This is a genomic window from Aureimonas ureilytica DSM 18598 = NBRC 106430 (assembly GCF_000382705.1).
GTDB lineage: Bacteria > Pseudomonadota > Alphaproteobacteria > Rhizobiales > Rhizobiaceae > Aureimonas > Aureimonas ureilytica.
Genome location: NZ_ARQE01000008.1, coordinates 202,710 through 222,212 on the forward strand (window position 1 = coordinate 202,710; position 19,503 = coordinate 222,212).

A 19,503-nucleotide genomic window follows, 5' to 3' on the forward strand; every position below is an offset into this window, starting at 1 on the left:
ACATGCGCGCAGTCCTCGTGAAGTATTCCGGCCGTCGGTTGAACAACCACAAGGCGGTCTGGTTCGACGTCCCGTTCCAGGAGACGCTGGAGAGCTACTACAACACCGGCGATATCTGCGTTTACGATTCGACCCTGCGCGTCGTCGATTACGAGGAAGGCGACATCCTCAACATCGACATGCCGGTGTCCGAGGCGGAGGTGGCGCGGCTGAAGCAGCGCTGCAATTTCGTGCTCCTGCGCGGCTCGAACTATATTCACGAGGAGATGGACTGGGGCCATTTCCTCGCCTGGATCGAAGCGCTCGACATGCCGGTCCTGTGCATCGGCGTCGGCGCGCAGGCCGAGCGCGAGCGCCCGATCATCCTGCCGACGGAAGGCCGGCGCGTCTGGCAGGCGATCGCCGACCGCACGCCCTCGATCGGCGTTCGCGGCGCCTTCAGCGCCGAGACGATGCACCGCAACGGCATCCACAATGTCGAAATCGTCGGCTGCCCGTCGATCTTCCGGGGGCTGGATCGCACCATGACACTGCGCCATGCACCGGACGGGCCGAAGCGCGTGACATTCAGCCTGCGCCGCGAGGTCGGCAACACCTATGCGGTCGATCCCGTCGCCTTCCAGGCGACGCAGAAGCGCATCATCGCCAAGCTCTCGCTGATCTCCGACTTCTTCCTGTCCTGCCATGGCGAGCCGGAGGAGAAGGCCTTCTTCTTCAAGGCGCCCAAGCACATGGAGGCGGCCGCCGCCAAGCTCGCGGCGGAAGGCTGGTTCGACGAGGTGACGGGGCGCACCCTGCGCGATCTCTACGAGCGGCGGCTCTACTATGTCGGCGCGCCCGACGACTACGATCTCTATGCTGCGCAGTTCGACGCCGCGCTCGGCTACCGCGTCCATGCGGTGCTGCCGGCGGTGGCCGTCGGCGTGCCGGGCGTCCTCTTCTCCTACGACACGCGCTCGCGCGAGCTCGCCGAAACCTTCGACCTGCCGATCTACTCGCCCGAGGAGTTCGAGAAGCAGACGTTGAAGGACGCCTTCGCGCCCTGGCGCTTCGAGCGCTTCCAGTCGCTCTTCACCGAGCGCTACGACCGCATGAAGGCCTTCATCGAGAAGAACGGGGTGCGCTCGCGGATGTAGGCGCGATCCGCACCCGCTTCAGGACGATGTCCCGCGCGGTGCCGACCTCGCAGCCCTCCGCCTCGGCCCGCACGAAGGTCAGCGCCGGCCGGTCGCCGACGGTGGCGAAGTTGCGGTCGGTGGAATCCGGGTCGATCAGCGCCGGATAGCCGATCGGCCGGACCGGCGCGCAGGCCCCGAACAAGGGCGCTTCCATCAGAAGCGCGGGGCCGCGCCAGTCGAGAAGGTTCTCGCTCGTCGCGTAGTAGACGCCGGTGCGCTCGACTCCGGCCGCGTCCCGCGCCCGGCCGCGCATGGTCGCGATCCAGGTGCCGCTCGCCTCGTGCCGCGTCAGGCTGGTGACGGGCCAGCGCAGCACATCGGGCGCGACCGGGTCGCACAGGTGCCGCTCGCGCTCCAAGGGGCCGGCATAGGGGTCGGCGAGCGTCGTGCCGAAGGCCCCGTTGCGCCAGACCCGCCAGCTCGCGGGGTCGGCGAGCCGCTCGGTGCGCAGGAGGCAATTGCCGTTCTTCTGCGGCGCGGGGGCGACGACATTGGCCATGACGTAGAACGCGCCCTGCCAGGCCACGATATTGGTCGGCTCGAAATATCCGGCATGGTGGCCGAGCGTTTCGTCGGCGCGAAACGGGATCGCGGCGACGAGGCGCGGCGCGGTCGGCTCGAACCGCACGCCGCCGTTTCGCGACACGGCCCCGGTCAGCGTGTTGTACCAGCAGGCCGAATTGTCGCCCTTCGGGCAGGGCGCGCCGAAGCGCTCGCCGTGATACTCGTTGTGAACCAGCGCGTAGACCTCGCGCCCGTCGGCGGAATAGGTCGCGCCGATCCAGCTTCGATTGTCGAAGCTGGACGGATCGGCGCTGTCGGCCCCTTCGAAGGCGACGCCGCAGCCGTGGCGCAGCGAAAAGAGGTCCTCGCCCGCCAGCCAGCGGCCGCGAAAATGCGTCTGCATGACATGGACGAGCCCGTCCGCCCCGCGAAAGGCGCGCGTCGGCGTGTCCGGAATGTCCCAGGGCTCGCAGGCCTGCGCCGCGTGGCTGAACAACACGCTCTCGCCCGGCTCCACCTGCAGCAAGAGCGTCGGCGCGGCGCCCTGCGCGGGCAGCGCGAGGCAGGAGCCGAGAAGCGCGGCGCCAAGCCCGCGAGCCGGCCCGCGGCGTGACGGAGAGGCGGGCCGCTTCACCCGGTCGCGCCTTCCTTAAGCCAGCCTTCAGACACTTGCGGGATATTGAGGCAATTCCTCGCCGACGGGCGGAGGGAGACGAGACGGCGGCTCCGATCCGGAGCACCGCAGGAGGGGAGGCCGGTCGATGCGTTTCCGGCGGCAGACAGCGCAAGGGCGGGTTCGGCAGGACGGCCGAATGCGCGCGCGCGTCTGTGGCCTCGGGAACTGGGGCCTCGGGAACGGGGGCCTCGGGAACGGGGGCCTGGGGAACTGGGGCTTCGGGGGCTCGTCGCCGCCATGAACACTGTCTCCTCCTCGCCCCTCCTGGGCATTCTGCGCGAGTTTTCCTACGGCTACCTGGCGCTGCTCGGCTTCGGCTTCTTCCTGCCGTTCCTCTACATGTCCATGTCGTTCATTCCCATGAGCATCATGGAGCGCGTCGGCTCGAGCCGCAACGGCTCGACGCTCGCCACCCTGATCCTCATCGCGGTGATCGTCACCGTCACCTACACGCTGCTGGAGGTCGTGCGCGCGCAGGTTCTGGAGCGCATGGGAACCGTGATCGACCAGAAGCTGACGCGCATCTGCTTCGACGCGTTCAACCGCGAGCGGCGCGCCGGCACCGGCTCGCCCGCGCAGGCGCTCGCCGACCTTCAGACCACGCGCCGCTTCCTCTGCGGCCCCTCGCTCTCGGCGCTGATCGACGCGTTCTGGTCGCCGCTCTTCGTCGTGGTCATGTTCGCCATGAACATGGCCTTCGGCTTCCTGATCCTCGGCCTCCTGGGCTTCTCGGCCCTCGTCTCGGTCTCGACGCACTATCTCGTCGCGGGGCATCTGAAGGCCGCGCAGCGGCTCGACGGCGAGGCCAACGAATTCGGCCTCGCCGTGTCGCGCAATGCCGAGACGGTGCGCGTCATGGGGATGCTGCCGGACGTGACGGAGCGCTGGTACACGATGCACAGCGACGGCGTCGGCTGGCGCAACGCCGCGCAGACGCGCGCCGCGCGCATCGGCCTCGTGCCGCGCATGGTGCAGAACGGCCAGATGATCATCGTCTACGGGCTCGGCGGCTTCCTGTTTCTGGAAAACCAGATCCATATCGGCGTGCTCTTCGTCGTGCTCATGATGATGATGCGCGCGCAGGGGCCGCTCCAGTACATCATCAACAACTGGAGCTCGATCCAGTCCTTCTGGCTGGCGGCCAAGCGGCTCGACGGGCTCCTGCGCGCGGTCGGCGCCGAGCGCCAGCACATGCTCCTGCCCCCGCCCACCGGCGCGCTCGTCGTCTCGCGCCTCATGGGCGGGCCGCCCGACATGGACAAGCCGATCATCAACGACGTGTCCTTCACGCTGCATCCCGGCCGCATCATGGGCGTCGTCGGCCCGAGCGGCGCGGGCAAGTCCTGCCTCGGGCGGCTGCTCGTCGGCATCTGGAAGACGCGGCGCGGGACGGTGGTCTTCGGCGAGCAGGACCTGTCGCACTGGAACGAGGACGATCTCGGCCGCCATGTCGGCTATATCCCGCAGGACGTGGAGTTCCTGCCGGGCACGATCGCCGAGAACATCTCGCGCTTCGACCCGAACGCCACGAGCGAGAAGATCCTCGACGCGGTGGAACTCGCCGGCATTCACGACATCATCCGGGGCCTGCCGAACGGCTATTCCACGCGGCTCGGCGCGGGCGGTCATACGCTGTCGGGCGGCCAGCGCCAGCGCGTGGCGCTCGCCCGCGCCGTCTACGGCCGGCCCCGGCTCCTGGTACTCGACGAGCCCAACAGCAATCTCGACGCGCCGGCCGAACAGGTGCTCGGGCGCACCATGCAGGCCATGCGCGACGACGGCGCGGCCGTCATCGTCGTCTCGCACCGCGTCAGCCTCCTGTCCTTCTGCGACGACCTCCTCGTTCTCAACGAGGGCGCGGTGCAGGCGATGGGCGGGCGCGAGCAGATCTTCAGCCGCCTGCCGCGCCTTCGCGGCACGCCGCCCCCGCTGGTGCTCCAGCCCGAGCCGAGGGTGGTGAACCTGTGAGCGTGCAGCTCTTCGTCGCCGCGCCCAAGCCCAACACGGATTGGCGCGCCGCGCTGCGCACCGGCTACATCGTGCTGGCGCTCGGCGTCGGCCTGTGCGGCGGCTGGGCGAGCTTCGCCCATATCAACTCCGCCGTGGTGGTGAACGGCGTCTTCTCCATGGAGACCTACCGCCGGACGGTGCAGCATCTGGAAGGCGGCATCGTCTCGCAGATCCTGGTGCGCGACGGCGATCTCGTGGAAGCGGGGCAGACGCTGATCCGGCTCGACACGACGCGCACGCAGGCCGCCGCCGCGACCGCCGCCAAGAACCTCGCCAACGCGCTCGCCACGGAAGCACGCCTCGTCGCCCAGCGCGACCTGAAGGACTACATGGTCATTCCCGAGGAGGCGACCTCGCTCCTGCGCGGCATGGAATCCACCGCGATCGAGGACAATCACCGCGAGTTCGAAAGCCGGCGGCAGGTCCTGAACGGCGCGCTGGAGCTTCTCGACGCGCAGGAAAAGCAGGTGCGCAACGAGATCGAACAGACCCGGCTCGACACGCAGACCGCCAACGAGCAGATCGCGAGCCTGACCGACGAATTGCGGGGCCTTCGCCAGCTCTTCGAGAAGGGGCTCGTCGCGGTCAGCCGCGTCACCGCCCTGGAGCGCCAGAAGACCCTTCTGGAAGGCACGGTGAAGAAGGCGCGCAACGACGCGCAGAAGGCCAAGGACAAGATCGCCGAGATCGCCCTGCGCAAGGAGGTGCTGCGCAAGGACTACCGGCAGGAATCGGCCAATGCTCTCGTCGAGATCGGCAAGCAGATCGCCGCCTCGCGCCAGGAGCGGCAGATCGCGCTCGACCAGATGACGCGCACCGACATCCGCTCGCCCGCCACCGGCACGGTGCAGCAGATGCGCGTCTTCACGGTCGGCGGCGTGGTGCGTCCGGGCGAGCCGCTGATGGACGTCGTGCCGCAATCCGACGAGTTCACCGTGAAGGCCAAGGTCGCGCCGACCGATATCGACCGCATCCGCGAGGGAATGGATGTGGAGATCAACCTGAACGCGCTGACCAAGTACCGACGCGAAAAGCTCATGGGCAAGCTGCGCTACGTCTCGCGCGACGTGATCACCGAGGGCAATGCGAGCACGCCGCCCTATTTCTCGGTCGAGGTGACGCTGGATGCCGCAAGCTTCCCGGCCGACATTCGCGAGAAGATCGTGGCGGGCATGGAAGCGGCCATCATCATTCCCACCAAGGGGCGCACGGTGCTCCAATATCTGACCGCGCCGGTTCTGGAGAACATGGAGGAGTCGCTGCGCGAGCGGTGAGGGCGGCTTGCGGTCGGGCATAGGCACCCAGCCGGGGCGCCGCGCTCTCACGCCTGATCCACCCCGCCGACGGAAGGCGCCCCGGCCTGTCAGGTCGTCTTCCCGCCGCTCGTCGAACCGCGCGGCGGGGCTCCTTCAGCTCGCGATTTCGTGCAGCCGAACGGAGGGCTCGACGGTCCGCGCGAGGTCGCACAAATGGCGGTGATGGGTGAGATAGACGACCTGCCCATGGCGCGACAGGCCCGCCAGAAGCCGCAGCACCTCTTCCGAGCGCGGCTCGTCGAAGGTTTCCATGATGTCGTCGGCGAGGAAGGGCACCGGCGCGCGGGCCCGGGCGAACTCCTCGTACCCGGCAAGGCGCAGCGCCAGATAAAGCTGGAAGCGCGTGCCCTTGGACATGTCCATGGCGAGCCGCGAGCCGCCGGCGCGCGTCAGGCCGATCAGCGTTTCGCGCTCCTTGTCGGCCTGCGTGGCGAGGCCGACATAGTCGCCGCGCGTCATCGTGCCGAAGGCCTGCGAGGCGCGGTCCATCATGGCGGAGCGATGGCGGTCGCGATAAAGGCGCAGCGCCTCGCCCGCGATCAACGCGCCGGCGCGAAGGCGAAGCGCCCGCACGGCGAGTTCCTCCATTTCGAGGATCGCGACGCGCCGCTCGCCCATGAGCCGCGCCACCGCGTCGTCGCCGCCGATCCGCTCCAGCGCGTCCGCCGCGTCGCTCTTGGCGCGAAACAGGGTTTCGCGCCGGGCTTCCAGATCCTTCAGCCGCGCATCCAGGCTCGCGCGCTCGGTCTCCAGAGCCTCGGCCTCGGTCTCCGCCAGCCGCTCGCGCGCCTCGATGAGTGAGGCGACGCCGAGATCGGCCAGAAGATCACGCTCCCATTCCGCCAACCGCGCTTCGCGCCGGCTCCGTTCGGCGGCGGCCTCCAGGCATGGGCCGACCTCGGCCAGCGTGTCGACGCCGAAGGTCGCGATCATCGCCCCGGCTTCCGCCGCAAGGCGAGCCTGCGCGTCCACGAGATCGTCTTCCTCGCCCTTCAAACGCGCCAGTTCGGCGTCGCGGCGGCGCGCGGCTTCGGCGCGTCGCTCGGCCCTCTCGATCTCGGTGGCCAGCCGCTCGGCCCGCGCCGAGAGATCGGTTTCCGCGAAGGTGAGGCCGGAGGCGGCGACGAGCGCGTCCAGCGTCTCGCCGAAGACGCGCCGGTTTTCCTCCATGGTCTCGACCCTGTGGCGCAGCTCGGCCACGGCGCGAAGCCGGGCCGGCAGGTCGGCCAGAACCGGCAGCATCTCGCGCAGCGCGCCGACCATGGAGCCGAGCGCCGCGAAGCTCTCGCCCTCCATCAGAAGCCGCCCGCCGAGCCGTTCCGCGAGGCCGCTTTCGCGGATCGAGGCGAGCCAGCCTTCGGCCCATTGCGCGGCGGCCTCGCCGGCGGCCTCGGCATCGCGGCGGCGCCGGTCGAGATCGAGCCGCCTTTGCGCGATCTCGCGCTCCACCGCCGCGCGCCGCGCGCCGGCTTCCGCCGCTTCGGTCAGGAGCGCGTCGGCCGCATCGCTGAGGATCGCGGGGTCCTCGCTGACAAGCTCCCGCCCCAGCGCCCGAAGCGCGGCTGTGAGCGCGTCGCGCAGCGTTTCGGCCTCGCGCTGGCTGCTTTCGCGCTGGGCTTGCGCCTCCTCCAACGCGGCGAGCGCTTCCAGCGCCTCGGCGCGGCGGCGCGAAAACTGGTCGAGACATCCGAGCAGCGCGGCGCAGTCCGCCTCGCTCTCCGTCAGGTCCGGCGGCAAGGCGGCGGCGATCTCGGCGGCGAGCCGTGCCCGCTCGGCCCGCGCGTCGTCGGCAAGTTCGCGCCAGCGCTCGGCCCCGGCGCGCGCCGTCGCCAGCGTGCCGGCGAGCTGACGCAGCTCGCCCACTTCGCGCGCCTGCGCCAACCGGCGCTGCGACAGGGCGTCGTCGGCGCTCAGGAGCGCCTCGAAGCGGACGGCGCTCTCCCCCGTCAGCGCGGCGCGGTGCGCGGTCCAGGCCGCGTCGCGCTCGCGCCGCAGCTCGTCGGCATGGCGATCGTCGATCGCGCCCGCGCTCCGTTCCAGCGCGTCGAGGCGGGTCGCGGCAAGGCGCGCTTCGGTTTCGGCGTCGCGCATCCGGTTCAGCGCCTCGCCCTCGCGCCGGTCGGCCTCGGTCAGCCGCGCGCGCCAGGTGGCCACCCGCTCGCCTTCGGGCAGATGCAGCGCGCGCAGGGCCGGCGCATCCCCGGTCCAGGGATGGAGCGCCTGAAGCCGCGCGGCGGCCACCCGCCGTCGGCGGGCTTCCTCGCCCGCGCCCTGCGCCAGCCGGCCGGCGGCGGCGCTGCGGCGGGCGAGCGCGCGCGCCCCGTCCAGCGCGGCGAGGGCGGCCGGGTCGAAGCCCTCCGCCACGGCCGCCTTGCCGGCGGTCTCGGCGAGCGTCAGCCGGTGCTCGGCCTCGGCCTTCTCCCTGAGGGCCGCGTCGAGCTTTTGCTCCAGCGACAGGCGCGCGTCGATCCGCGCGCGCAAGGTCCCGAGAAGCGGGGCGGGGAGAACCAGCGCGCCCGCCTCGGTGCCATCGGGCGCGCCGAGAAGCGTCAGGACCTGCGCCAGATGCGCCTCGGCCGCTTCCAGCTCGCGGCGGCGGCGGGGCAGATCGTCCTCTGCGGTCAGCGCGCGCGCCCGCTCGCCCTCCAGCGCCCGCCAGCGTGGCTGAAGCGCAAGGATCGCATCGCCTTCGCGCTCGCCCCCGCGCTCGGCCTCGATCCGCGCCCGGTCGCTTTCGACGCGGCGGAGCGCCGCTTCCACCCGCGCGCTTTCCGTCAGAAGGCGAGGATAGCTGTCGCGCCACGCAGCGGGCGGGCGAGGGGGCGCGCCCTCCGCACCGAGCGCGGCTTCCAGCGCCTCATGCTCGCGAAGGCGGGGCAGGGCGCGCAGCAGCGCGTCGATCTCGCGCCAGCGCCGGCGCAGCGTGCCGAGTTCGCCGACCGCGGCCTCGTAGCCCTCGCTCGCCTTGGCGAGATCGGCGGCGAGCGCATTGTGCGCCGAGGCGGCGGTGTCGATCTCGCGGCGCTTGGCGTCCAGCGCCTCGATGCGCTGGCGCAGGGCATAGATCGCGGTGGAACGCGCCTGCTTGCGATGAATGGCGTCGGCCTCGTCCTGCGCCCGCGTGAGCGCCGCGCTGATGCCGGCAAGGCCGGCGCTCGCGGAAAACAGAAGCTCGCCGAGATCGCCCCGGCTCTGGAGAATGGCCTCGCCGCCGGCTTCCAGCGTCTCGTCGTCCAGCGAGAACATGGCGCGGTAGCTTTCGCGCGACAGACCGCCCAGCGCTCCGGCGAGCACGGCTTCGTTGACCGCCTGCCCGCTGCCGTCGGTGAGCGAGCCCGTGCGCTGCTTGCGCCGCACCAGATGGCGCTCCGCGCCGTCGATTTCGAGAACCGCGCCGATTTCCATCGCCGAATAGGGATGCAGGAAATCGTAGCGCGACTTCTGCTCGATGCCGAAGAGAAGGTCGAGAAAGCCCGACAGCGAGGTCGATTTGCCGGCCTCGTTCAGGCCGTAGACGATGTGGAAATCCGGCGCGCCGGGCGTGGCGGCGCCGAAATCCAGCCGATGATCGGTGAAGCGGCCGTAGCGGGTGAGGTCGAGGCGGCGCAGGCGCATCAGGCGTCCTCCCCCGCGCCGACGCTGAGGCGCGCCAGCATGTCCTCGCCGGCCTCCGTCAGGAGCCGGTCCAGAAAGGCCTCGAACTCGGCTTCCGTGCGCCCCGCGAAATCGCGCGCCTCGCCCGGCAGCTCGTCGCGCAGCTTCTCGGCGAGGGCGCGCACGGCCTCGCGCGTGCCATGGGCGCGGAGGACATCCTCGCGCATCAGCCGGCCGAGCTCGGCGAGCGGGCCGGCCGTGTCGGTTTCCGTGCCCGGCGGCTCGGTTTCCAGAACGAGCTTTTCCACGAAGGTCCGCCCGACGCGCTCGGCGCGCGCGGCGGCCTCGGCCTGGAGAAGATCGGCGTCGCGGCGCAGGCGAAAGGCCAGCGGCGTGCGCCCGGTCAGATGAAGCCGGGCCACCAGAATGGACGAGCGGGCCGTTAGGCGCGCCGCTTCCAGCGCCCGACCGATCCGCTCGACCGCCTCGCGCCAGTCCTCGACGGCCGTGAGATCCACCGCCACGCGCGCGAATTCGGCGGGCGAGGTGACGCGCTCCTCGATCTCCACGGAGCGATCGTCGCGGATGGTGACGAGGGTCACGCTCTTGGCGCCGCCCTCGTTGATGTCGCGCCCCTGCGGCATGCCCGGCATGACGATGCGCCCGCCCGCATCGCCATGGGCGGCGCGGCCGTGGATATGGCCGAGCGCCCAATAGGAAAAGCGCGTCGCCTGAAGCTCGGGCAGCGAGGTCGGGGCGTAGACGTCGTGTCCCGGCGCGCCGGCAAGGCTCGTGTGGAGGAGGCCGATATTGGCGACGTCGGGCAGGGCGGGCTTGAACTTCGGCAGGAGGCTTTCGGGGGCCTGCGGCTTGGCGAAGCTGACGCCATGCACCGCGACCTCCAGCGCGCCGAGGGGCAGACGCACGATCTCGGCGCGTCCGCCAAAGACATGGACGTTGGGCGGCAGGGTCAGCTCGGCGGTGATGCGCGACATCGCGTCGTGATTGCCGCGGATCTTGAAGACCCGCACGCCGCCCGCATGAAGCCGCTCCATCTCCCGCGCCAGGAAGCGCGCCGTCTTCATGGAGGTCTGCTCGCCGTCGTAGAGATCGCCCGCGATCAGAAGCGCGTCGACCCGCTCCTCCAGACACAGATCGACGATGGCCGACAGCGCCCGGCGCGAGGCATCGCCGATCAGATCGGCGAGGGCCGGATCGCGAAGGGACAGGGAGCGCAGCGGGGAATCGAGATGAAGATCGGCGGTGTGGACGAAGCGAAAGGGCATGGCGCCTTGTCTAACACGGCTCTCCGGATGGAGCACCTGCAAGACGGGTGATTGGACGCGTCGGTTATGGATCGCAACTTCTAGATAATCGCGCGCAAATCTATTTTGCCAACCACAGACCCGTTCCAACGACCAAAGTTAGGCAGCCAAACTTGAGATCTGAGTTAGACTTATGTGGCCATCTCAGAACATTATAAGGGAGATATATCAGTTTTGGAGCGAGCCATCATGCGGTCCCCTGCCCCGCCCAATTTCGTGTCCGACCGGACGTCCGACGGCAACGACCTCGTCCAACCTCTGATCGCAATTTCCAAGGCGACGCGGCAGCTCGTCGCCATCCGGCTTGCCGAGATCGGCGTCGTGGCCGGTCAGGACCAGCTTCTGGACGCGCTGGACCGCACCGATCCGCGCAGCGTCTGCGCAGTGGCGCAGGACCTTTCCGTGCGCCCGTCCACGGTCTCCAAGATGCTCGACATTCTGGAGCGGCGCGGCTGGTGCTTCCGGCAGGCCGACGAGGCCGACATGCGGCGCACCTGCGTTCGGCTGACGGAAGAGGGCGAGCGGATGCGTTCCGAGGTCCATCGCATCTGGGCCGACGTGAACGGCGATCTCGGCCGCACGCTGCCGCAACCCGACCTGCACACGCTGACCGCGGCGCTGTGGGACATCGAGCGCCTCGTCTCCGGCCGCCTGTCGCGCCTGCGCTGAGTGCGCGGCGCGTTTGCGCGCCGGGAGTTCCGGATCGGCCGGTGGAACTCCGGCTCCCGGCCGGCTCCCTTTGCGAACCGCGCGAGCCCTCCCGTTTCAGGTGAACTGATAGGGCCCCGACGCGACCGCGTGCTGCGGGCGCGTCCATTCCTTGGGAAGCGCGACCTTGCGCGTGTCGCCGCGCCGCTCCGGGCGGCGCAATCCGAACATTTCGAGTTCCGACCAGACGGCGTCCGCATCCTGGCGCGCGCTGGCGAGCCCCGGCGCGTCCTCGTCGGTGAGGTTGTAGATCGTGCCTCCGGTCAGGAACGGCGCTTCGAACGCGGCGCGCAGGCCGAGCCCCGCCGGCAGGCGAAAGCCCTGGCAGGCGCTGAGATCGCGCTCCACCCGGCGCGCGATGCGGCTGGGGATCGCGGTGATGCCGGTGGCCACCAGCGCGCGGCGACGCGGCGCGCGCTCGCCGCGCTCGGCCAGCATCGCGTCCGTCTCGGCCGCGGCGCTGGCGGAGAGGGGAGAGAAGCGAACGGGGATGATCGCCATGGCCGAGACCGAGGCCGCCTCGGCGAGCATCGTGTCGCAGACGCCGGCATCGATCACCACGAAGCGGCGCGAGCGACGGCCGAGATGAACCACCTCGTCCAGCTGCCGGGGCTTCGTGATGCGGGCGACCTCGATGCCTTTGGGACAGCCGGGCCGCTCGGCCCAGAGCGACAGGTCGGGGCGGCGCGCGGCATCCACCAGCAGCACGTCGGTGCCCAGACGCTCGACGACCGTGGCGAGCGTCAAGGCCAGAGTTGTCGTTCCGCCGCTCCGGAGTGACCCGACCGTTACCACTGTCACTGTTCTTCTCCCATCACTGATAGAAGAATCCATTCATGCAAATGTCATATCGCAGCGCAATCCCTTAGTTGGCAAAGAACAAGCCTCACGTTGGCTTCAACCGACGTTTGCGATCACAACCGTGTTCTTTGCACCACCTTGGGCGGCTGCGCGGAGGTCTGCCCTTGCTGCTCTGCACCAAAAGCAGAGCTGCCATGCAGCATCGCCTCTAGCGCCGGGCGGATCGGGAACCTATCTTGGTCTTGTGAGTTTCGCAGCAGCCTTTTCCTCCCATTGGCTGAGGCGATGGGCCGCCGGTTCCTCCCACCGACGGCATCCTAACGGCGTTCGCTGGTCCTCCCCCAGCGGACGCCATTTTTTTTGGCGCTCGCGTCGTCCTGGCATGGCACGGCCCGCCGCGCCCCCGAGCGATGCGCGCTCGCACTTCCCGTTTCGCGCCTTCCGTCGAGGGTTCCCGCGCGGGGACGGCCCTGGGACCGAAGCCCCGACCGGCCACCCCCGTTCTGTGAAGCTTTGATGAAATCTCGGCCCTCGGTGGACTTGAGCCATCCGGTTTAACGCTCCGTCCAACTCCCCCTTCCTACACATGGGGACGCACGGAACGGAGCGGCGGGCATGGAACAGGTTCAGGGAACACGGCGGATCAAGATCCGGCAATATCGCCTCTTGTTCGCGCTTCAGATCGCTGCCCTCCTCTGCCTCGCGCTGTCGCTCGCCGCCCCGAACCTCGCCAAAGAGGGCCTCGCCATAGGGGAGCTCGGCACGCCGACCTTGTCGGTTGCGCCCTTCGCGCTGATCGCCGCTTCGGTGCTCCTGCTCTTGTGGATGCGGCTCTGGTTGCGGCGCGAAGTCGAAGCGGCCGGGGCGGAAGCCGCGCGTCAGGTCGCCCTGCTTCAGGTCGATCCGCTGACCGGCGCCATGACGAGGCGCATCTTCATGGATGCGCTGAAGGCCGCGACGCGCCCCCATCCGGCCGGCGAGCCCTGCTCGCTCGCGCTACTCGACGTCGATCACTTCAAGTCGCTGAACGACAGTTTCGGCCACAATGTCGGAGATTTCGCGCTGACGCATCTCGTCGAGGTCGCCCGTCGGACCCTGCCGGGCGCCCTGATCGGACGGCTCGGCGGCGACGAATTCGCCGTGCTCCTGCCCGGCTGCGACGAAACCACAGCGCTGGCGCGAATGGAGGAATTCCTCTCGGCGCTGAAGACCCCGACCTTCGCGGCCAATCGCCAGCTCAATCTCAGCGCCTCGATCGGCCTCGTCACCGCGCCGCGCCAGACCTCGTTCTTCGAGGAGATGATCCTGCTCGCCGATCTCGCGCTCTACGAGAGCAAGCGGCGCGGGCGCGGGCGCGCGACCCTGTTCGATCCCGACATGCTGCGCATCAAGCGCAACCGCCGCATGATAGAGCGCGACCTGCGCGCCGCGATCATGCTGGACGAGCTGGACCTGCACTACCAGCCGATCACCGGCGCCGACCAGACGATCCTCGGCGTCGAGGCGCTCGTGCGCTGGAAGCACCCGATCCGGGGCATGATCCCGCCGGCCGAGTTCATCCCCGTCGCCGAGGAAGGCGCCCTGATCGACATGCTCGGCGAATGGGTTCTGCGCCGCGCCTGTCAGGATCTGGAAGACCTTCCGGGCCGCTTCGTCAGCGTCAACGTCTCGCCCTCCCAGCTCCGCCGCAACGATCTCGTGGAGGTGATGAAGACCGTCCTTCGCGACAGCGGCGTCGCGCCCCATCAGCTCGTTCTGGAAATCACCGAGAACGTCTCGCTCCTGTCGATCCCCGAAGTGCTCGGGCGCATCCAGTCGCTGCGCACGATGGGCATCGTGATCGCGCTCGACGATTTCGGCACCGGCCATTGCACCTTCAACTATCTGCGCTCGCTGCCCGTGGACATCGTGAAGATCGACCGGTCCTACATTTCCCGTCTGGCGGACGATCCGGTTTCGCGCGTCTTCGTCTCGGCCGTTCTCGAAATCGCGCGCGCGCTGCGCCTGTCGGTGGTCGCCGAGGGGATCGAGACGCCGGAGGAGTTCAGCCTCTCACGCGCCGCCGGTTGCACACGGTTCCAGGGCTATCTTCTCGGCCGCCCTTCTGCCAAGCCGGACCTCATCGGCCGCGCGCAGGCCCAAATCTCCACGCGACAGGACAGTCTGGCGCTGACGGCGTGACGGGGCGCGCTGGTCAAACGCCCTTGCGATGCCCCCAGACGAGCGCATGGAGCTGCGGCAGGATGCGCGGGGCGAACCAGCCGTCGGCGAGCGTGCGCTCGATCAGCCAGCGCATCCGCGCCATCATCGCCGGAAGATCGGCGCTGTCGCTGTCCGAGCGCGCCGCCTCCACCGGATTGCCCGGCTGAAGGAAGACGGGAAGGGCGGGATGGCGCGCCGCCGCCTCGCGCGCGAACGCATAGTCCGCGTCGTCGAAGACCACGATCTTCAGAACCGCGCGCGGCCCCGCGCCCGCCGCCGCAAGGCAGGCCTCGAACGCGCTCCAGTCCGTCGCCATGCCGCTCGAGGGCGGCTTGGGGCTGAGCACCAGCGTATCGAGTTCCGTGAACCAGTCCCGCGCGATCGAGCCCTGCGTTTCCAGCGCGAAACCGTAACCCGCCGCGCGGCCGAGCGCGATCAACGGACCGAAGGGCTGGATCGCCGGATTGCCGCCCGACAGGGAGACGGTGAGGGGCCGCCCGCCGGACAGACGTTCGACCTCGCGCCAGATCGCCTCCGGCGACATCGGGCGCCAGTCCTCGCGAAAGCGGGGATCGACCGCATGCATCGTGTCGCACCACGCGCAGCGATAATCGCAGCCGCCCGAGCGCACGAACACGGTCGGCTCGCCGATCAGCACCCCTTCGCCCTGGATCGTCGGCCCGAAAATCTCGCTGACGCGGATCGTGGCCTCCCCGCTCACGGTCGGTATTCCGCCCAGGTCTTGGGCGTTTCGCTGACACGCGCCGCCGAGGTCTCGGGAAAGCGCTCGCGGCACCAGTCGAAGAAATGCCTTGCCAGGGTCTCGGCGGTCACGTGGTCATGGCCGAGCACCTCGTTGAGGTGCCGATGGTCGAAGCGCTCGTCGATATAGCGCTTCAGCGCGGCGAGCTCCCGGTAGTCGCGCACGAAGCCGGTGGCATCCAGCGTCTCGGCCGAAAGCTCGATCTCCACGATGTAATTGTGCCCATGCAGGCGCGAGCAGGGATGATCCTCGGCAAGGCCCGCGAGCTGGTGCGAGGCCGAGAAGTCGAAGCGCTTGGTGATCCGGTACATCAGCTCGCCCTTCCGGCGACCGCCGCCTGCCAGAACTCGGGATCGGCATAGACGGTCGGGTCCTCGACGCCGGCAAGGTGAAAGGCCTCGCGGCGCTCGACGCAGGTGCCGCAGCGCCCGCAATGCACCTCGCCGCCCCGGTAGCAGGACCAGGTCCGCGCGAAGGGCGTGTCGAAGCGCGCGCCCTCAACGACGATGTCGGCCTTGGTGCTTTCCACGAAGGGCGCCGAGAGAGCGACGGAGGCATAGCCGTCGAGCGCCGCCGCCTGCATCGCGCGGAAGGCGTCGATGAAGCCGGGCCGGCAGTCGGGATAGATGAAATGATCGCCGCCATGGACGGCGAGCGCGACCGCGTCGAGCTTCTGCGCGGCGGCGAGGCCGAAGGCGACGGTCAGCATGATGGCGTTGCGGTTGGGAACCACGGTCGCCTTCATCGTCTCCTCGGCATAGTGCCCGTCGGGCACGGCCACGTCGTCGGTGAGGGCCGAGCCCGTGAGAACCGCGCCGATCGCGCCGATATCCACGAGATGGAAGGGAACACGCAAGCGCTCGGCGGCCTCGCGGGCGAATGAGATCTCGCGCTTGTGGCGCTGCCCGTAGTCGAAGCTGACGAGCGCGGCGAGATGGCCTTCGCCGGCGCATTTGTGGGCGAGCGAAACGGAATCGAGTCCGCCAGAGCAGACGACGAGTGTCTTCACGACAGGGTCCTTGTTTTGTCCGGGTAGGCTGCGACCGGCATTTCGGGGTCGGACCTAGCGGACGGGGCGCGCCGTGTAAATGCTCCACGCCCGAAGGCGAACCCGCAGGCAAAGGCCCCGCGCCGCCTCGGACGAGACGGCGCGGGGCCGGAGTCTTTTGGGCGCTTACTCGCCGGCGGAGATGCGCGGGGTCAGGAGATCGCCGAACGAACCCTCGCCCCCGTGATGGCGCGAGGCGCGGACGAACTCGACGGACACGCCCGCCTCGACCGCTTCCATGACGGCGTGGTTCAGCCGGTGCAGCTCGTTGGCGAGCGTGCGGATCGAGCTTTTCTGCGCCTCGGTCAGCGTGCTGGCCTGCGCTTCGGCACGCTCGCGGACATGCGTGCGACGGCGCTCCAGCGGAAGGGCGGGGGTGTTGGCGTCGGTGCCCTGAAGGATGAACATGGGACTGTCTCCGTTCTGGAAGGATTATTCGGCGGCTTCGCGGTGGAACTGGCCGTGCTCGGTGGATTCGCCCATGGCCGTGGTGGAGGAGGCGCCGCCTCCGATCGCCAGCGCCACGGCGTCGAAATAGCCGGTGCCGACCTCGCGCTGGTGGCGTGTCGCGGTGTAGCCGTTGGCCTCGGAGGCGAACTCGGCTTCCTGCAACTCGCTATAGGCGGCCATCTGCCGGTCGCGGTAGCCGCGCGCCAGTTCGAACATGCCGTGGTTGAGCTGGTGGAAGCCGGCGAGCGTGATGAACTGGAACTTGTAGCCCATGGCGCCGAGTTCGCGTTGGAACCTGGCGATCGTCGCCTCGTCGAGATGGCGGCGCCAGTTGAACGAGGGCGAGCAATTATAGGCGAGGCGCTTGCCCGGATGGGCCTTGTGGACGCCTTCGGCGAAGCGCCGTGCCTGCTCCAGATCGGGCTTGGAGGTTTCGCACCAGATGAGATCGGCATGGGGCGCATAGGCGACGGCGCGCGCGATGCAGGGCTCCAGCCCGTTTTTCACGTGGAAGAAGCCTTCCGTCGTGCGGCCCCGCTCGTAGTCCACGAAGGGGCGGTCGCGCTCGTCCACGTCCGAGGTCAGGAGCTTGGCGGCCTCGGCATCGGTGCGCGCGATCACCAGCGTCGGCACGCCCATGACGTCGGCGGCCAGACGCGCCGCGTTCAGATTGCGGATATGCGCGCCGGTCGGGATCAGGACCTTGCCGCCGAGATGGCCGCATTTCTTTTCCGAGGCGAGCTGGTCCTCGAAATGGACGCCCGCCGCGCCCGCCTCGATGAAGGCCTTCATGATCTCGAAGGCGTTGAGCGGACCGCCGAACCCGGCCTCGGCATCGGCGACGATCGGGGCGAACCAGGTTTCGACCGACAGGCCGTCGCCTTCGGCATGTTCGATCTGGTCGGCGCGCTGCAGCGTCCGGTTGATGCGGCGGCAGAGTTCCGGCGCCGCATTGGCGGGGTAGAGCGACTGGTCGGGATACATGGCGGAGGCGGTGTTGGCGTCGGCCGCGACCTGCCAGCCGGAGAGATAGATCGCCTTCAAGCCGGCCCTGACCATCTGCATGGCCTGATTGCCGGTCATCGCGCCGAGCGCGTTGACGAAATCCTCGCGCGCCAAAAGCTCCCAGAGCCGCAGCGCGCCGCGCTCGGCCAGCGAGTAACGGATGTCGATCGAGCCGCGCAGACGCGCGACGTCCGCCGCCGCATAAGGGCGCTTGATGCCGTCGAACCGTCCGGGCGGGGCGTTCGGAACGAGCTTGTGAAAATCGGTCATGGCCGTCTCCGCTGTGGGTCTGACCTCCGATCGATGTCGAAGGCCGGTGACAGGGAGCTTGTCAAAAACACACAAGACAACCCAGAAGACCTCGCGGTATCGGGCGAAAATTCAGGAAAACCTGTGCGGCCTGTGACCAGGGCATCTTGTCAAACTGTCAAAATCTTGACCCAATCACCTGGGGAATGCGGTCAAGGATCGTGACGAATGGCCGAACAGAAGATCTTCGCGGGGCCGCGCATCCGGCGCCTGCGCCTGTCCAAGGCCCTGAGCCAGACCGCCATGGCGACCGAACTCGGCATCTCGCCGTCCTATCTCAATCTCATCGAGCGCAACCAGCGCCCGCTCACCGTGCAATTGCTGCTGAAGCTCTCCTCGGTCTACCGGATCGAACCCGAGGAGTTCGACGAGGAGGGCGGACTCCTGCCGGCGCTGCGACAGGCCTTCGCCGATCCGCTGATCGCGGGCGAGCTGGCGGGCGAGGGGGAGATCGCCGACCTCGCGGCCTCGGCGCCCAATGCCGCGCGCGCCATCCTGAAGCTGCATCAGGCCTATCGCGAGCAGGCCGAGCGCCTGTCCGACCTCGCCGAGCTTCTGGCGCGCGAGGGGCGGGCCTCGCTTCTGGCGGGCGCGCGCCTGCCCGCCGACGAGGTGCGGGAGACCTTCGAGCGCCGCCCCCATCATTTCGGCCGGATCGAGGCGGAAACCGAGCGTTTCGCGCAGGCGCTCGCGCCCGGAGACGATCTCCTCGGTGCGCTGAAGGCCTGGCTGCGCGCCGAGCATGGCATCGCCGTGCGCGTGCTGCCGGCTTCCGCCATGCCGGTCTGGCGGCGGCGCTACGACCGCCATTCGCAGCGCCTCTTCCTGTCGGAGCGCCTGTCGCCCTTCGACCAGCTGCACGAGGTCGCGCTGGAAGCGGTGCTGCTGCGCATGGGGGACGCGATCGGCGCCGAGATCGCCGATCTCGCGCTGTCCAGCGACGAGGCGCGGCGGCTCGCGCGTTTCGAGATCGGCCGCTATGCCGCCAACGCGCTCGCCATGCCCTATGCGACCTTCGCACGCGCCGCCGCGACGGCGCGCTACGATGTCGATCTTCTGGCCGCGCGGTTCCGTGTCTCCTTCGCGCAGGCCGCCGAGCGGCTGACGACGCTGGCGCGACCGGGCGAGGCCGGCATTCCCTTCTTTCTTCTGGAGATCGACCATGCCGGCCATCGGCTGCGCCGGGTCGGCGCGGCGGGCTTTCCGCTGCTGCGCTTCGGCGGCGCCTGCCCGAAGCTCTCCACCTATGCCAGTTTCGCGCGTTCGGGCGAGATTCTGGCCGATGCCGTGGAGATGCCGGACGGCGCGCGGTTTCTCAACGTCGCGCGGACGCTGGACGGCTTGGCGGCGGGGTTCGGCGAGCGCCCGCGTCGAACCGCACTGCTTCTCGGCTGCGATTTCGATCGGCGCGCCGAGGTCGTCTATGGCGACCGTCTGCCGGTGATGCCGCTGACCAGTGATGTCGCGACCGTTCCGGTCGGTCCCGCCTGCCGCCTGTGCGAACGGGTCGCCTGCACGGCGCGCGCCGAGCCGCCGCTGACGCGCCCGCTCGGCCTCGACGAGATGGCGCGCGGCGTCTCCGCCTTCGACTTTCAGTGATGGGGGCGTTGCGCC

Annotated in this window: 15 protein-coding genes; 6 read left to right on the top strand and 9 right to left on the bottom strand. The window is 69.4% G+C overall.

Annotation, left to right across the window (positions count from 1 at the left end; all coding sequences use genetic code 11):
* The first annotated feature begins 2 nt into the window (after positions 1-2).
* Positions 3-1,136: a polysaccharide pyruvyl transferase family protein gene (locus B146_RS26485; RefSeq protein WP_019997729.1), complete on the top strand. Its 1,134-nt coding sequence runs from the start codon at positions 3-5 to the stop codon at positions 1,134-1,136.
* Here the strand turns inward: B146_RS26485 and B146_RS26490 are convergent.
* Positions 1,102-2,316: a hypothetical protein gene (locus B146_RS26490; RefSeq protein ID WP_019997730.1), complete on the bottom strand. Its 1,215-nt coding sequence runs from the start codon at positions 2,314-2,316 to the stop codon at positions 1,102-1,104. The two genes, B146_RS26485 and B146_RS26490, sit on opposite strands and share 35 nt — an antisense overlap.
* 279 nt (positions 2,317-2,595) lie before the next feature.
* Here B146_RS26490 and B146_RS0117295 point away from each other — a divergent pair, with 279 nt between their 5' ends.
* Positions 2,596-4,326, top strand: a complete 1,731-nt coding sequence (locus B146_RS0117295; protein WP_019997731.1) for a type I secretion system permease/ATPase — start codon at positions 2,596-2,598, stop codon at positions 4,324-4,326.
* Positions 4,323-5,642 (top strand): HlyD family type I secretion periplasmic adaptor subunit, encoded by a 1,320-nt coding sequence (locus B146_RS0117300; RefSeq protein ID WP_019997732.1) that lies wholly within the window; start codon positions 4,323-4,325, stop codon positions 5,640-5,642. Before B146_RS0117295 ends, B146_RS0117300 begins: the two co-directional genes overlap by 4 nt.
* A 135-nt stretch (positions 5,643-5,777) precedes the next feature.
* On the opposite strand, the gene B146_RS30120 is transcribed toward B146_RS0117300, so the two are convergent.
* Positions 5,778-9,299: an AAA family ATPase gene (locus B146_RS30120; RefSeq protein WP_019997733.1), complete on the bottom strand. Its 3,522-nt coding sequence runs from the start codon at positions 9,297-9,299 to the stop codon at positions 5,778-5,780.
* Positions 9,299-10,564 (bottom strand): metallophosphoesterase family protein, encoded by a 1,266-nt coding sequence (locus B146_RS0117315; protein WP_019997734.1) that lies wholly within the window; start codon positions 10,562-10,564, stop codon positions 9,299-9,301. The genes B146_RS30120 and B146_RS0117315 overlap by 1 nt, the downstream gene beginning before the upstream one ends.
* A 228-nt stretch (positions 10,565-10,792) precedes the next feature.
* Between B146_RS0117315 and B146_RS0117320 the strand changes: the two genes are divergently transcribed.
* Complete coding sequence (locus B146_RS0117320; protein WP_019997735.1) at positions 10,793-11,272, top strand: MarR family winged helix-turn-helix transcriptional regulator; 480 nt, start codon at positions 10,793-10,795, stop codon at positions 11,270-11,272.
* A gap of 96 nt (positions 11,273-11,368) precedes the next feature.
* Here the strand turns inward: B146_RS0117320 and B146_RS26500 are convergent, their stop codons facing one another.
* Positions 11,369-12,058 carry a hypothetical protein gene (locus B146_RS26500; protein WP_019997736.1) on the bottom strand — a complete coding sequence of 230 codons (690 nt, stop codon included), beginning with the start codon at positions 12,056-12,058 and terminating at the stop codon, positions 11,369-11,371.
* Between the two features lie 669 nt (positions 12,059-12,727).
* Between B146_RS26500 and B146_RS0117330 the strand changes: the two genes are divergently transcribed.
* On the top strand, positions 12,728-14,293 hold the full coding sequence (locus B146_RS0117330; protein ID WP_019997737.1) for a putative bifunctional diguanylate cyclase/phosphodiesterase: 1,566 nt from the start codon (positions 12,728-12,730) through the stop codon (positions 14,291-14,293).
* Positions 14,294-14,306: 13 nt separating this feature from the next.
* Here B146_RS0117330 and queE read toward each other — a convergent pair whose 3' ends face one another.
* From queE to aceA, 5 genes are all read right to left on the bottom strand, one after another.
* Positions 14,307-15,044 (bottom strand): 7-carboxy-7-deazaguanine synthase QueE, encoded by a 738-nt coding sequence (gene queE, locus B146_RS0117335; protein ID WP_040408725.1) that lies wholly within the window; start codon positions 15,042-15,044, stop codon positions 14,307-14,309.
* The gene (queD, locus tag B146_RS0117340; protein ID WP_019997739.1) at positions 15,032-15,388 is read right to left on the bottom strand and encodes a 6-carboxytetrahydropterin synthase QueD; all 357 of its coding nucleotides are present in this window, start codon (positions 15,386-15,388) and stop codon (positions 15,032-15,034) included. The genes queE and queD overlap by 13 nt, the downstream gene beginning before the upstream one ends.
* Positions 15,388-16,086 (bottom strand): 7-cyano-7-deazaguanine synthase QueC, encoded by a 699-nt coding sequence (queC, locus tag B146_RS0117345; protein ID WP_019997740.1) that lies wholly within the window; start codon positions 16,084-16,086, stop codon positions 15,388-15,390. Before queC ends, queD begins: the two co-directional genes overlap by 1 nt.
* 165 nt (positions 16,087-16,251) lie before the next feature.
* A complete protein-coding gene (locus tag B146_RS0117350; protein WP_019997741.1) occupies positions 16,252-16,533 on the bottom strand; it encodes an SMc00767 family acetate metabolism repressor in 282 nt (93 codons plus the stop codon).
* A gap of 24 nt (positions 16,534-16,557) precedes the next feature.
* Entirely contained in the window at positions 16,558-17,850 is a 1,293-nt protein-coding gene (aceA, locus tag B146_RS0117355; protein ID WP_019997742.1) for an isocitrate lyase, read from the bottom strand.
* Between the two features lie 207 nt (positions 17,851-18,057).
* Between aceA and B146_RS0117360 the strand changes: the two genes are divergently transcribed.
* Entirely contained in the window at positions 18,058-19,488 is a 1,431-nt protein-coding gene (locus B146_RS0117360) for a helix-turn-helix domain-containing protein (protein WP_019997743.1), read from the top strand.
* Positions 19,489-19,503: the final 15 nt, after the last annotated feature.